Here is a 14,994-nt window from a genome sequence, read left to right on the forward strand (position 1 = left end):
GTTTTTATTAAACAATTATTGACAAATGGTAGATTGTCGCTGTATGGTATATTCATTCTTGATTGACAAAAACAAGAGAAATCAATAAGATTGATGAAGACTTGAATCCACCTCTTAAGGAGGCACTAGCATGTCAGATTACCTCGTAATCGTGGAGTCGCCTTCTAAGGCGAAGACCATTGAAAAATATTTAGGGAAAAAATACAAAGTCGTCGCGTCCATGGGACATGTCCGCGATTTACCTAAAAGCCAAATGGGGATAGAAGTAAAGAATAACTTCACCCCGAAGTATATTACCATTCGTGGTAAGGGTCCCGTTTTAAAAGATTTAAAATCAGCGGCAAAAAAAGCAAAGAAAGTCTATCTCGCGGCCGATCCGGATCGTGAAGGAGAAGCAATTGCTTGGCATTTAGCAAATACGTTAAATGTGGACGTTGAATCAGATTGCCGAGTTGTATTTAATGAGATTACAAAAGATGCAATAAAAGAATCATTTAAATATCCTCGTGCAATTAATATGGATTTAGTAGATGCACAACAGGCAAGGCGTATACTCGATCGTCTTGTTGGCTACAATATTAGTCCTTTATTATGGAAGAAAGTAAAAAAAGGATTAAGTGCAGGACGCGTACAATCTGTAGCAGTTCGTTTAATCATCGAACGTGAAAAAGAAATTCAAAGTTTTGAACCTGAAGAATTCTGGACAATTAAAACAGAATTTGTGAAAGGGAAAGACACATTTGAAGCAAGCTTTTACGGCGTAGATGGTGAAAAAGTTCAATTAACGAACGAAGCACAAGTGAACGAAATAATCGAAAAGATGAAAGCCAATGCGTTTTCGGTTGAAAATGTAACGCGAAAAGAGCGAAAGCGTAACCCTGCATTACCGTTTACAACATCTTCCTTGCAACAAGAGGCAGCGCGTAAGTTAAATATGCGAGCAAAGAAAACAATGATGCTTGCACAGCAGCTGTATGAAGGGATGGATCTTGGAAAACAAGGGACTGTAGGTCTTATTACGTATATGAGAACTGATTCAACACGTATCTCAGAAACAGCTCAAACAGAGGCTCGTGATTACATTACTGAGGCGTTTGGTGCGGAATACATAGGAACAGAGAAGAAGAAAGAAACGAAAAAGTCGAAAGCACAAGATGCGCATGAGGCGATTCGTCCTACTTCGGTAATGAGAAAGCCAGAGGAACTAAAAAGTTTCTTAAGTCGTGATCAACTCCGTTTGTATAAACTGATTTGGGAGCGATTTGTTGCAAGTCAAATGGCATCTGCTATAATGGATACTGTTACAGCGAAACTCATTAATAACAATGTTCAGTTCCGTGCAAGTGGGTCAGTTGTAAAGTTCCCAGGATTTATGAAAGTGTACGTAGAGTCGAAAGATGATGGTGCGGAAGAAAAGGATAAGATGTTGCCACCTTTAGAAGTAGGTGAAACTGTATTTTCAAAAGATATAGAACCGAAGCAACATTACACACAGCCTCCGCCGCGTTATACAGAGGCTCGTCTAGTAAGAACACTTGAAGAGCTTGGAATTGGGAGACCGTCTACTTATGTACCGACACTGGAAACAATCCAAAAACGAGGATACGTTGCTTTAGATAATAAACGCTTCGTTCCGACTGAGCTTGGTGGAATAGTAATCGAACTTATTTTAGAGTTTTTCCCAGAAATTATTAACATTGAATTTACTGCCAATATGGAGCAAAGCCTTGATGAAGTAGAAGAAGGAAATGCAAATTGGGTGAAAATTGTTGATGATTTCTACGTAGGATTTGAACCGCGCTTAGAAAAAGCGGAAAAAGAAATGCGTGAAGTGGAAATTAAAGATGAACCAGCTGGGGAAGACTGTGAATTATGTAGTCACCCGATGGTCTTTAAAATGGGTAAATATGGGAAGTTTATGGCTTGTTCGAATTTCCCGGAATGTCGTAATACAAAACCGATTGTAAAAGAAATCGGTGTTACTTGTCCGAAGTGTGATAAAGGGCAAATTATTGAACGCCGTAGTAATAAAAAGAAACGCCTTTTCTATGGATGCGGTACGTATCCAGAATGTGACTTTGTATCTTGGGACAAGCCGATTGGTCGTAAATGTCCGAAGTGTGAAAGTATGCTCGTAGAGAAAAAGTTGAAAAAAGGCGTGCAAGTACAATGTGTTTCGTGTGATTATGAAGAAGAACAACAAATGTGAGCGTAACTGCTCACATTTTTTTCGGGAAGAAAAGGAAAGGTGATATATATGACAACACAAGTAGTAAACGTCATTGGCGCAGGTCTTGCAGGAAGCGAAGCAGCTTACCAAATTGCAAAGCGTGGTGTCCAAGTAAAATTATATGAAATGAGACCAGTAAGGCAAACACCAGCTCATCATACAGATAAATTTGCTGAATTAGTATGTAGTAACTCACTTCGCGCAAACACATTAACAAATGCTGTCGGTGTTATTAAAGAAGAAATGCGTCTAATGGATTCTGTCATTATTCGTGCAGCTGATGAGTGCTCTGTACCAGCAGGAGGTGCTTTAGCTGTAGATCGTCATGAATTCGCGGCGAAAGTGACTGAATATGTGAAAAATCATCCGAACGTAACTGTAATGAATGAGGAAATCACTGAAATTCCAGAGGGGCCAACTGTTATTGCGACAGGTCCACTTACGTCTCCGGATCTTTCTGCACAACTAAAAAAACTAACAGGTGAAGATTATTTTTATTTCTATGATGCTGCAGCGCCAATCGTTGAGAAAGACAGCATTGACATGAATAAAGTATATTTAAAATCTCGTTATGATAAAGGTGAAGCGGCATATTTAAACTGTCCAATGACAGAAGAAGAGTTTGATCGTTTTTATGAGGCTTTAATTGCTGCTGAGACAGTGCCTTTAAAAGAATTTGAAAAAGAAATTTTCTTTGAAGGTTGTATGCCAGTAGAAGTTATGGCAAGTAGAGGAAGACAGACGTTAGTATTTGGACCGATGAAGCCTGTTGGGTTAGAAGATCCGAAAACAGGGAAAACACCGTATGCGGTTGTTCAGTTACGTCAAGATGATGCAGCAGGAACATTATACAATATTGTAGGCTTCCAAACACATTTAAAGTGGGGGCCACAAAAAGAAGTGTTACAGCTAATTCCAGGACTAGAAAACGCAGAGATTGTACGTTATGGCGTAATGCATCGTAATACGTTTATTAATTCGCCTAATTTGCTTCGTCCAACATATCAATATAAACAACGTGATGATTTATTCTTCGCTGGTCAAATGACTGGGGTAGAGGGTTATGTTGAATCAGCAGCATCAGGATTATTAGCGGGTATTAACGCTGCTCGACTTGTACAAGGTGAAGAGCCAGTTGTATTACCACCTGTAACTGCAATGGGAAGTATGGCAAATTATATTACTGCGACAAATGCGAAAAACTTCCAGCCAATGAATGCAAACTTCGGTTTATTTACACCGTTAGAGAAGAAAATTAAAAAGAAACAAGAGCGAAATGAAGCATATGCTACACGCGCTTTGGAAACAATTCAAAATTTTGTAAATATTTAATTAAATTTCTTGCAAAGGCTACTAAGTTGTGATACGATTTAGTAGCCTTTATTGAGGTGAATTATATGGATGTGAATGTGAAGAATTTGTTACAATTATTCGTTGGATATTTACAAATTGAAAGAAATTATTCAAAATATACAATTGCAAGTTATCAAAATGATTTAGAACATTTTGTGCAATTTATGGAGCGAGAAGGCATATCCTCTTTTTTAGATGTTACATACGCGGATGTTCGTTTATACTTGACGACGTTGCACGATCAGAAGTTAGCCCGTAAATCTGTCGCAAGGAAAGTATCAAGCTTACGAAGTTTATATCGTTTTTTGATGCGTGAAGGTTATCAAAAAGATAATCCGTTTGCACTTGCATCACTTCCCAAGAAAGAATTGTCAATCCCGAAGTTTTTATATGCTGAAGAGTTAGAGGAATTGTTTGAAGTTTCTGATACAGGGGCACCATTAGGTCAAAGGAATCAAGCTTTATTAGAGTTGATGTATGCAACTGGGATTCGTGTAAGCGAATGCGTTAATTTGCAACTTACCGACATTGACTTTGCAGTGGGAACAATTTTAGTGATGGGAAAAGGGAAAAAACAAAGATATATTCCGTTCGGAAGCTATGCACAAGATGCTTTAATTACTTATATAGAGAACGGGAGAAAACAGTTAGCTCAAAAGACTGAAGAACAATCTCATATGGTATTTTTAAATGCGAAAGGTAAGCCGTTAACAGATCAGGGTGTACGTTATGTTTTGAACGAACTCATTAAGAAAGCTTCACTTACAATGCGGATAAGTCCCCATATGTTAAGGCATACATTTGCTACACATATGCTGGATGAAGGAGCGGATTTACGTACTGTGCAGGAGCTATTAGGTCATGAGAATTTGTCAACCACACAAATTTATACGCATGTCTCTAAAGAAAGATTGCGTTCTGTGTACATGAAGCATCACCCGCGGGCATAAATTGCTTTTAAGGCTATAAAAACATATAAAGGAGTTTTTTTCTATGGGAAATTTCCACGCTACAACGATATTTGCAGTTCATCATAATGGAGAATGTGCAATGGCTGGAGATGGTCAGGTAACGATGGGGAATGCTGTTGTAATGAAACATACAGCTCGCAAAGTTCGCAAACTTTTCCAAGGAAAAGTTTTAGCTGGTTTTGCAGGATCAGTTGCTGATGCATTTACTCTTTTTGAAATGTTTGAAGGAAAATTAGAAGAGTATAATGGCAACTTGCAGCGCGCTGCAGTTGAGATGGCGAAACAATGGCGTGGTGATAAAATGCTACGTCAGCTAGAAGCAATGCTCATTGTCATGGATAAAACAACGATGCTCCTTGTTTCAGGTACAGGAGAAGTGATTGAACCAGATGATGGCATTTTAGCAATTGGTTCAGGCGGACATTATGCACTTGCTGCTGGTCGTGCTTTAAAGCAACATGCAAGTGAACATTTAACAGCGAAACAAATTGCGAAGGCCAGTTTAGAAATTGCAGGCGATATTTGTGTTTATACGAACCACAACATAATTGTTGAAGAATTGTAGAATCGTAAGGGAGGCATTTTATATGCATTTACATTTTACTCCGCGTCAAATTGTGGAAAAATTAGATCAATACATCATCGGTCAAAAAGATGCAAAGAAAGCGGTTGCTGTAGCTCTGCGAAATCGATACCGTCGCAGTAAATTAGTTGAAAATTTACGTGATGAAATTGCACCTAAAAACATTTTAATGATTGGACCGACAGGTGTTGGTAAAACAGAGGTAGCACGGCGAATGGCGAAACTCGTTGGAGCACCTTTTATTAAGGTTGAAGCGACAAAATTTACAGAAGTTGGATATGTGGGTCGAGATGTAGAGTCGATGGTCCGCGACCTTGTTGAAACGTCCGTTCGCATTGTGAAAGAGGAAATGGTAGTTAAAGTTCAAGATAAAGCAGAAGAGCAAGCGAATCAACGTCTTGTTGAAATTTTAGTGCCGAGTCCGGAGAAACAATCTGGATTTAAAAATCCATTAGAAATGCTTTTTGGTGGCAATCAAAATTCAAACCAAACATCTGATGCACAGGAAGATGATGAAATCGAAAAGAAACGTCAAGATGTGGAAAGAAAGCTTGCGGCAGGCCTTCTTGAAGATGAAGTGATATCGATCGAAGTGACGGAACAACAGTCTTCTATGTTTGATATGTTGCAAGGAACTGGCATGGAGCAAATGGGAATGAATTTCCAAGATGCACTAGGAAGTATCATGCCGAAAAAAACGAAAAAACGTAAACTTTCTGTAAAAGAAGCAAGAAAACTCTTGACAAATGAAGAGGCACAGCGCTTAATTGATATGGATGAAGTTACACAAGAGGCTGTTTATCGTGCTGAACAGCTCGGGATTATTTTTATCGATGAAATTGACAAAATTGCTGGTAAGCAGTCGAATAGCGTGGATGTATCGCGTGAAGGTGTGCAACGTGACATTTTACCGATTGTAGAAGGGTCGAATGTAGCAACGAAATATGGATCAGTAAAAACGGATTATATTTTATTTGTTGCAGCTGGAGCGTTCCATATGTCTAAACCGTCGGATTTAATTCCGGAATTGCAAGGGAGATTTCCGATTCGAGTAGAATTAACAAAATTATCGGCGGATGATTTTGTTAAAATATTAATCGAGCCTGACAATGCGCTAATTAAACAGTACACGGCGTTATTAGCGACTGAAGGTATAGAAATTGAATTTTCAGACGAAGCTATTCGTAAGATTGCTGAGATTGCTTATCAAGTTAATCAGGATACAGATAATATTGGAGCGAGAAGACTTCATACTGTTATGGAGAAGCTCCTTGAAGATTTATCGTTTGAGGCATCTGAAATTACGTTAGAGAAAATAACGATAACACCTCAATATGTTGAGGAAAAATTAGCGACAATAGCTAAAAATAAAGATGTGAGCCAGTTTATTTTGTAATAGTGTCATCAGGTGACTCGCCCTAGTTTCCAAGTGATGAAAAAATATGTAAGTAACATGTAGGAGGAAATTTTGAAATGGAATTATTAGCAAAAACGAGAAAATTAAATGCGTTATTACAGAGCGCAGCAGGAAAGCCTGTAAACTTTAGAGAGATGTCTGACACAATGTGTGAAGTAATTGAAGCGAACGTGTTCGTTGTAAGTCGTCGCGGTAAATTATTAGGATATGCGATTCACCAACAAATCGAAAACGAACGTATGAAGCACATGCTTGCAGAGCGTCAATTCCCAGAAGAGTATACGCAAAGTTTATTCAATGTTACAGAAACATCTTCAAATTTAGGTGTGGATAGTGACTACACAGCATTCCCAGTAGAAAATAGAGAATTATTCGGTCAAGGTTTAACTACAATCGTACCAATCGTTGGTGGCGGTGAGCGTCTAGGTACACTAGTATTAGCTCGTCTTGGTCAAGAGTTCTTAGACGATGATTTAATTCTTGCTGAATACAGCTCAACTGTTGTAGGTATGGAAATCTTACGTGAAAAAGCAGAAGAAATCGAAGAGGAAGCACGTAGTAAAGCTGTTGTTCAAATGGCGATTAGCTCATTATCTTACAGTGAGTTAGAAGCAATCGAGCATATCTTCGAAGAATTAAATGGAACAGAAGGTTTACTTGTTGCAAGTAAAATTGCTGATCGCGTAGGAATTACTCGTTCGGTAATCGTAAATGCACTTCGTAAATTAGAAAGTGCTGGTGTTATTGAGTCTCGCTCTTTAGGTATGAAAGGAACATACATTAAAGTGCTAAACGACAAGTTTCTACAGGAACTTGCTAAATTAAAAACAAACTAATTTATAAAAAAACTCTCCTCGCTTGAGGAGAGTTTTTTGTTTTTTTAAGTGAATGATTTTGCTTACGTAAGGCGTCATGACAACATTCATTAGAAAACTAGTAATTAACCTTTAATTCCTTGCTTAAAGGAATTAAAGGTTGGTAATACTAGAATTTGAGCGTGAAAAAAAGAAAGTTTTACATTGTTCGCATTTTCGACTTGATTGTAATATTTCAGTATGATATAGTAAGCAGTGGTGTCAGTACAAAGTACACACGTTTACTGATTTAAGTGTTGGTGCTACGTTCGTAGTTTCGCTTAGAGATGAAGTAAACGGAGGATATCAAAAAACCATTTAGGAGGAACTAAATTATGTCAGTAATTTCTATGAAACAATTGCTTGAAGCTGGTGTTCATTTCGGACATCAAACTCGTCGTTGGAACCCAAAAATGAAGCGTTACATCTTCACAGAGCGTAACGGTATCTACATCATCGACTTACAAAAAACTGTGAAAAAAGTTGAGGAAGCTTACAGAACGATGCGTGACATCGCTGCTGAAGGTGGAGACATTTTATTCGTAGGTACTAAAAAACAAGCACAAGAAGCTATTAAAGAAGAAGCAACTCGTGCTGGTATGTACTTCGTTAACCAACGTTGGTTAGGTGGAACTTTAACAAACTTCCAAACAATCCAAAAGCGTATCAAGCGTCTTAAAGATATCGAAAGAATGCAAGAAGATGGTACTTTCGAAGTACTTCCTAAGAAAGAAGTTGTTCAACTTAAAAAAGAGTTAGAGCGTCTTGAGAAATTCTTAGGCGGTATTAAAGATATGAAAGGTCTTCCAAGTGCATTATTCATAGTAGACCCTCGTAAAGAGCGTATTGCAGTTGCTGAAGCACGCAAATTACACATTCCAATCATCGGTATCGTTGATACAAACTGTGATCCGGACGAAATCGATCACGTTATTCCAGCAAACGATGATGCAATTCGTGCTGTAAAACTTCTTACATCTAAAATGGCAGACGCGATCCTTGAAACAAAACAAGGTGAAGAAACTGTTACTGCGTAACAAATTTGGAAAGGTGATAAGGGGTTCGGCCTTTTATCACCTTTTTTAAGGTATAAACACCTTTACAAAAGGTATAAATACATATTTTAGGAGGATGAAAAATATGGCAATCACTGCACAAATGGTAAAAGAACTTCGCGAAAAAACTGGCGCAGGTATGATGGACTGCAAAAAAGCTTTAACTGAAACTAATGGCGACATGGAGAAAGCAATTGACTTCTTACGTGAAAAAGGTATTGCGAAAGCTGCTAAAAAAGCAGACCGCATCGCTGCTGAAGGTTTAACTTTCATCGAAACAAACGGTAACGAAGGTTTAATCTTAGAATTAAACTCTGAGACTGATTTCGTTGCGAAAAACGAAGGTTTCCAAGCGTTAATTAAAGAATTAGCTGCTCACTTATTAGCTAACAAACCTGCTAACGTTGAAGAAGCTATGGCTCAAACAATCGAAGGCGGCAAAACAGTAGAAGAGCACATCAACGAAGCAATCGCTAAAATTGGTGAAAAACTTACACTTCGTCGTTTCGAAATCGTATCAAAAACTGATGCTGATGCATTCGGCGCTTACCTACACATGGGTGGACGTATTGGTGTATTAACAGTTCTTGAAGGTTCTACTGATGAAGCAGCTGCTAAAGATGTAGCAATGCACATCGCAGCAGTTAACCCTAAATACATCGACCGCGATGCTGTAACAGCTGAAGAAGTTGAGCATGAGCGTCAAGTATTAACACAACAAGCTTTAAACGAAGGCAAGCCTGAAAAAATCGTTGCGAAAATGGTAGAAGGCCGTCTTGGCAAATTCTTTGAAGAGATTTGCTTACTTGACCAAACATTCGTTAAGAATCCTGACATGAAAGTTCGTCAATTCGTTGAGTCTAAAGGCGGAACATTAAAAGGATTCGTTCGCTACGCTGTTGGTGAAGGTATCGAAAAACGCGAAGACAACTTTGCTGAAGAAGTAATGAACCAAGTAAAAGGTAACAACTAATACAGATTAGGGAACACATTGTGTTCCCTTTTTTAAAATAAAGATGTAAGCAATTGGAGGTTCATTATGAGTAAACCGAAATATAATCGTGTCGTTTTAAAGCTGAGCGGAGAAGCTTTAGCTGGCGAGCAAGGATTTGGAATTAACCCAGCTGTTATTAAGTCAGTTGCGGAACAAGTGAAAGAAATTGCAGAACTTGATGTAGAGGTTGCTGTTGTTGTTGGTGGCGGTAACATTTGGCGTGGGAAAATTGGAAGCGAAATGGGCATGGATCGTGCAGGAGCAGATTACATGGGCATGTTAGCAACAGTTATGAATTCATTAGCTCTTCAAGATAGCTTAGAGAATATTGGAATTCAAACTCGCGTACAAACTTCAATTGAGATGCGTCAAGTGGCAGAGCCTTACATTCGTCGTAAAGCAATTCGTCACTTAGAGAAAAAACGTGTTGTTATCTTTGCTGCCGGTACAGGTAACCCATACTTCTCTACAGATACAACAGCAGCATTACGTGCAGCTGAAATCGAAGCGGACGTTATTTTAATGGCGAAAAATAATGTGGATGGCGTATATAGTGCAGATCCATCTATTGACCCAACAGCTACGAAATACGAAACACTTACTTACTTAGATGTATTAAAAGCAGGTTTAGGTGTAATGGATTCTACAGCTTCTTCTTTATGTATGGATAATGATATTTCATTAATTGTATTCTCGGTTATGGAAAAAGGTAACATTAAACGTGCCGTTTTAGGCGAAAATATTGGAACAGTTGTAAGGGGGAAATAAATTATGGGACAACAAGTATTGAAGTCTTCAAATGAAAAAATGGAAAAAGCAGTTGCTGCTTATTCTCGTGAATTAGCAACAGTTCGCGCTGGTCGTGCAAGCTCGTCTGTATTAGATAAGGTACAAGTTGATTACTATGGTGCACCAACACCAGTTGTGCAATTAGCGAACATTACAGTTCCAGAAGCACGTTTGCTTGTAATTCAACCTTATGATAAAACTTCTATCGGTGATATTGAAAAAGCAATTTTAAAAGCAGATTTAGGCTTAAACCCTTCTAATGATGGAACTGTAATTCGTATTGCATTCCCTGCATTAACAGAAGAGCGTCGTCGCGATCTTGTAAAAGTTGTGAAAAAATATGCTGAGGAAGCAAAAGTTGCTGTTCGTAACGTGCGTCGTGACAGTAATGATGACCTTAAGAAGCTTGAAAAAGCTGGCGACATTACAGAAGATGATTTAAGAGGATATACTGAAGATATCCAAAAAGAAACAGATAAATATATTGCAAAAGTTGACGAAATCGCAAAAAACAAAGAAAAAGAAATTATGGAAGTGTAATAGCGATAATTTCGCAAATATGACCCTCTTCTTAAGGGGGTCTTTTTACACTTTTAGGCATACGTCTGCTTGTTGGAGGGTATGAATGATGTTTAAAAAGTTTCCTTTTTTTAAAAGTAAAAAGGTCACATCGTTTGATCATCTCATTGAAAAAGTGAAAAAAGGATATATCCCAGAACATATTGCTATTATTATGGATGGTAATGGAAGATGGGCAAAGAGAAGAGCCATGCCTCGCATTGCTGGTCATCATGAAGGTATGCAAGTTGTGAAGAAAATCACAAAATTTGCAAGTAAGCTTGATGTGAAAGTATTAACTCTTTATGCTTTTTCGACTGAGAACTGGAAAAGACCGAAAAAAGAAGTTGATTATTTGATGAAGCTTCCAGAAGAATTTTTAGGTGCATTTTTACCAGAGTTGATTGAAGAAAACGTACAAGTCCGAGTAATAGGGCAAAAAGATCGTCTTCCTACGCATACGCGCAGAGCGATGGAAAAAGCCATGGAAGATACGAAAGAGAATACGGGATTAATTCTTAATTTCGCGTTAAACTATGGAAGTCGAGATGAAATCGTTTCTGCTGTGCAACATATGATGAAAGATAGTGAGGAAGGAAAAATTCGTTCGGAAGAAATAAGTGAAGAAAAGATTTCTTCTTACTTAATGACGAGTTCTTTACCTGATCCAGAGTTGTTAATCCGTACAAGCGGAGAGCTACGTATTAGTAATTTCATGTTATGGCAAATTGCTTATTCGGAATTTTGGTTTACAGATGTGTATTGGCCAGATTTTACCGAGGAACATTTGCTAAATGCGATTACAGACTTTCAACATAGAGGGCGCAGATTCGGAGGCGTGTAGAAAGAGAGGGTTTGGTAGTGAAACAGAGAATTATTACTGGAGTGATTGCTGCCGCGCTATTCATTCCCATCGTAATTTACGGTGGCGTGCCTTTTACAGTTTTAGTGTATGCACTTGCTTCTATAGGTTTATATGAATTAATTCGTATGAACAAGCTTACGCTTATTTCGGTACCAACAGTTTTAGCTGCAGTATTATTGTGGATTATTTTAATTCCGAGTAGTGCATCAGAACTGTTTACGTGGATTGGGTTAGGTAAATTAGAAATCACATTTGTGATTGTTTTATTACTTTTATCATATACAGTCCTTTCTAAGAATACATTTACTTTTGACAATGCTTCATTTTTACTTATGGCAACGACATATGTTGGAATGGGATTCTTATATTTAAATGAAACGAGAATATTAGGAATCAAATATGTGTTCTGTGCACTATTTGTCATATGGGCAACTGATTCAGGTGCATATTTCATAGGAAAAGCATTTGGAAAAAGAAAATTATGGCCAGAAATTAGTCCGAATAAAACGATTGAAGGTTCATTAGGCGGTATTGTTTGTGGAATTGTTGTTGCACTTGTTTACAATATGTTCTTCCCAGTTGAAGCGAATGTAGGAGTTTTAATCGTTCTGACGATTATCATTTCTATTTTTGGACAAATTGGTGATTTAGTGCAATCTGCATTTAAACGCCATTATGGTGTAAAGGATTCAGGTACAATTTTACCTGGACATGGTGGTATTTTAGATCGAACAGATAGTTGGTTATTTGTGTTACCAATTCTATACTTCTTATTACAATACAATTAATAAATGAACGAGGGGTTGGAGTCATGAAAAACATTAGTTTACTAGGTGCAAGCGGATCAATCGGTACACAAACATTAGATGTGTTACGCTCGCACCCAGACCAATTCCGTCTCGTTGCTTTTTCTGTAGGGAAAAATGTTGATTATGCAGTAAAGGTAATTCAAGAATTTTCCCCGCAAATTGTCTCTGTGCAAAGAGAGGAAGATGTTTTAAAATTACAAGCTGTTTCTGGTAATACAAAAGTAGTATATGGTAGCGAAGGCTTATTAGAAGTAGCGCTGCACCCAGATACAGAAATTGTAGTGAATGCTGTTGTAGGTAGCGTAGGGTTGTTACCGACACTCCGCGCAATTGAGGCGAAAAAAACAATTGGAATTGCAAATAAAGAAACGTTAGTAACTGCAGGGCATCTTGTAATGGAAGCAGCACGAAAACATAATGTATCGTTACTTCCAGTAGACAGTGAACATTCAGCTATTTTTCAATGCTTGAATGGTGAAAATGAAAAAAGAATCTCTCGCTTAATTATAACTGCTTCAGGCGGAAGTTTTCGTGATAAAACGAGAGATGAATTGCATCAAGTGACCGTAGAAGATGCACTTCGTCATCCAAACTGGTCAATGGGTTCGAAAATTACAATTGATTCTGCTACAATGATGAATAAGGGGTTAGAAGTAATTGAAGCACACTGGCTTTTTGGTATCCCTTATGAGCAAATCGATGTTGTTCTACATAAAGAAAGTATTATTCATTCTATGGTTGAATTTGAAGATCGTAGTGTAATGGCACAGCTTGGCTCACCTGATATGCGAGTACCGATTCAATACGCGCTTACATATCCTGATAGATTACCTCTTTCAGACACGAAACAGTTAAATTTATGGGAAATGGGAACATTGCATTTTGAGAAAATGAATCAAGAGCGTTTCCGTTGTCTACGTTTTGCGTATGAAGCTGGAAAGACAGGTGGAAGTATGCCGGCTGTAATGAACGCGGCAAATGAAGTAGCTGTTGAAGCTTTTTTACAAAAGAGAATTGGTTTCTTAACAGTGGAAGACCTCATTGAAAAAGCAATGCACCATCACACTGTCATTGCACGTCCGAGCTTAGAGGAAATTCAGGAAATTGACGCAGCCACAAGACGGTTTGTGATGGAACAAATTTAGCAAAGGTGGTTATGGAATTGAATACAGCGATTGCCTTTATATTAATTTTCGGTGCACTCGTATTTTTCCATGAGCTAGGGCATCTATATTTCGCAAAAAGAGCAGGTATTTTGTGCCGCGAGTTTGCGATTGGTTTTGGTCCGAAAATATTCTCATTTGAAAAGAATGAAACGGTGTATACGATTCGATTACTGCCCCTTGGTGGCTATGTAAGAATGGCTGGCGAGGATGCGGACACAGTTGAGTTAAAACCTGGAAAAAAGGTTGGACTTGTATTAAATGAAAAAGACGAAGTTGTGAAATTAGTTTTTGACGGACATGAAAAATATCCAAATGTTCGTGTCATTGAAGTCGAACAATCTGATTTAGAGCATAATCTTACAATTTTGGGTTATGAAGAGTACGAGGAAGAGCTGCAAACATTCCGAGTGAATGAAAAAGCTCGTATCATTTCTGCGGGAGAAGAAATTCAAATCGCTCCGTACCATAGACAATTTGGCTCTAAAAAATTGGGCCAACGTGCTCTAACAATCTTTGCAGGTCCTGCAATGAACTTTATTCTAGCATTTGTTATTTTTGTGATTCTTGGATTTGTACAAGGAGTTCCTGTTGACAAACCAATGGTCGGAAAAGTAATGGAGAATAGTGCTGCAGAACAAGCTGGATTAAAAGAAAACGATACAATTCAAGCAATCAATGGGAAAAACACTAGTACATGGAAAGATGTTGTAACGATTGTACGTGAAAACCCAAATAAAGAAATTACGTTACATGTAAAGCGTGATAGTGAGCAATTTAATGTGAAAGTAACACCAACGCTTGATAAAGAAGGAAAAGACGAAGTTGGTAGAATTGGTGTTTATTCTCCTGTAGAGAAAACAGTGATGGGTTCTATTAAATCAGGGTTTGAACAAACATACGAATGGACGAAACTAATTTTTGATTCTCTTGTGAAATTAGTAACGGGTCAATTTTCTATTAATGAGTTGTCAGGTCCAGTAGGAATTTATAATCTAACAGATCAAGTTGTAGATTATGGATTTACGCGTGTACTAAGTTTAGCGGCAGTTTTAAGTATTAACCTTGGTTTATTTAATTTATTACCAGTCCCAGCTTTAGACGGTGGACGTTTGTTCTTCTTCTTAATTGAAGCATTACGAGGAAAACCAATTGATCGTCAAAAAGAAGGAATGGTTCACTTTATTGGGTTTGCATTATTAATGTTGCTTATGTTAGTTGTAACATGGAATGACATCCGTAAGTTTTTCTTGTAAAATAAGAAGAAGTTTATAATGAAATAGAGCTCATAGAATAAAATCCCTCACCTAACTCGAGGTGAGGGGTTTTATTGCGTGTAAGAGTAAAATGAAG

The 14,994-nt window shown here is 37.9% G+C and carries 14 protein-coding genes; all 14 read left to right on the forward strand.

Annotated elements, in window-relative coordinates:
- Positions 1-130: 130 nt before the first annotated feature.
- The 14 genes from topA to rseP all read left to right on the forward strand — a co-directional run bounded on the left by topA (position 131) and on the right by rseP (position 14,897).
- Positions 131-2,209, forward strand: a complete 2,079-nt coding sequence (gene topA / locus JFT89_RS29100) for a type I DNA topoisomerase (RefSeq protein ID WP_201040950.1) — start codon at positions 131-133, stop codon at positions 2,207-2,209.
- A 48-nt stretch (positions 2,210-2,257) separates the two neighbouring features.
- A complete protein-coding gene (trmFO, locus tag JFT89_RS29105; RefSeq protein WP_002066796.1) occupies positions 2,258-3,562 on the forward strand; it encodes an FADH(2)-oxidizing methylenetetrahydrofolate--tRNA-(uracil(54)-C(5))-methyltransferase TrmFO in 1,305 nt (434 codons plus the stop codon).
- Between the two features lie 71 nt (positions 3,563-3,633).
- Positions 3,634-4,533: a tyrosine recombinase XerC gene (xerC, locus tag JFT89_RS29110; protein ID WP_078172994.1), complete on the forward strand. Its 900-nt coding sequence runs from the start codon at positions 3,634-3,636 to the stop codon at positions 4,531-4,533.
- 43 nt (positions 4,534-4,576) lie between these two features.
- A complete protein-coding gene (gene hslV, locus JFT89_RS29115; RefSeq protein ID WP_002014538.1) occupies positions 4,577-5,119 on the forward strand; it encodes an ATP-dependent protease proteolytic subunit HslV in 543 nt (180 codons plus the stop codon).
- 22 nt (positions 5,120-5,141) lie between these two features.
- Entirely contained in the window at positions 5,142-6,533 is a 1,392-nt protein-coding gene (gene hslU / locus JFT89_RS29120; RefSeq protein WP_002014539.1) for an ATP-dependent protease ATPase subunit HslU, read from the forward strand.
- Positions 6,534-6,610: 77 nt separating this feature from the next.
- Positions 6,611-7,390 carry a GTP-sensing pleiotropic transcriptional regulator CodY gene (gene codY, locus JFT89_RS29125; RefSeq protein ID WP_002014541.1) on the forward strand — a complete coding sequence of 260 codons (780 nt, stop codon included), beginning with the start codon at positions 6,611-6,613 and terminating at the stop codon, positions 7,388-7,390.
- 353 nt (positions 7,391-7,743) lie between these two features.
- Positions 7,744-8,445, forward strand: a complete 702-nt coding sequence (gene rpsB / locus JFT89_RS29130; protein ID WP_002088178.1) for a 30S ribosomal protein S2 — start codon at positions 7,744-7,746, stop codon at positions 8,443-8,445.
- Between the two features lie 103 nt (positions 8,446-8,548).
- Positions 8,549-9,436, forward strand: a complete 888-nt coding sequence (gene tsf, locus JFT89_RS29135; protein ID WP_002088177.1) for a translation elongation factor Ts — start codon at positions 8,549-8,551, stop codon at positions 9,434-9,436.
- Positions 9,437-9,502: 66 nt separating this feature from the next.
- Complete coding sequence (gene pyrH / locus JFT89_RS29140; RefSeq protein WP_002014544.1) at positions 9,503-10,225, forward strand: UMP kinase; 723 nt, start codon at positions 9,503-9,505, stop codon at positions 10,223-10,225.
- A 3-nt stretch (positions 10,226-10,228) separates the two neighbouring features.
- Positions 10,229-10,786, forward strand: coding sequence for a ribosome recycling factor (gene frr / locus JFT89_RS29145; protein ID WP_000531506.1), 558 nt, complete (start codon positions 10,229-10,231; stop codon positions 10,784-10,786).
- An 85-nt stretch (positions 10,787-10,871) separates the two neighbouring features.
- Entirely contained in the window at positions 10,872-11,648 is a 777-nt protein-coding gene (locus JFT89_RS29150; RefSeq protein ID WP_002014545.1) for an undecaprenyl pyrophosphate synthase, read from the forward strand.
- A 17-nt stretch (positions 11,649-11,665) separates the two neighbouring features.
- Entirely contained in the window at positions 11,666-12,457 is a 792-nt protein-coding gene (gene cdsA / locus JFT89_RS29155) for a phosphatidate cytidylyltransferase (RefSeq protein ID WP_002088171.1), read from the forward strand.
- Between the two features lie 23 nt (positions 12,458-12,480).
- Positions 12,481-13,623: a 1-deoxy-D-xylulose-5-phosphate reductoisomerase gene (gene dxr / locus JFT89_RS29160; protein WP_002014547.1), complete on the forward strand. Its 1,143-nt coding sequence runs from the start codon at positions 12,481-12,483 to the stop codon at positions 13,621-13,623.
- A gap of 17 nt (positions 13,624-13,640) precedes the next feature.
- Positions 13,641-14,897, forward strand: a complete 1,257-nt coding sequence (gene rseP, locus JFT89_RS29165) for an RIP metalloprotease RseP (RefSeq protein WP_033707112.1) — start codon at positions 13,641-13,643, stop codon at positions 14,895-14,897.
- Positions 14,898-14,994: the final 97 nt, after the last annotated feature.

The sequence above is a fragment of the Bacillus sp. TH25 genome (assembly GCF_016650935.1).
Lineage (GTDB): Bacteria > Bacillota > Bacilli > Bacillales > Bacillaceae_G > Bacillus_A > Bacillus_A mycoides.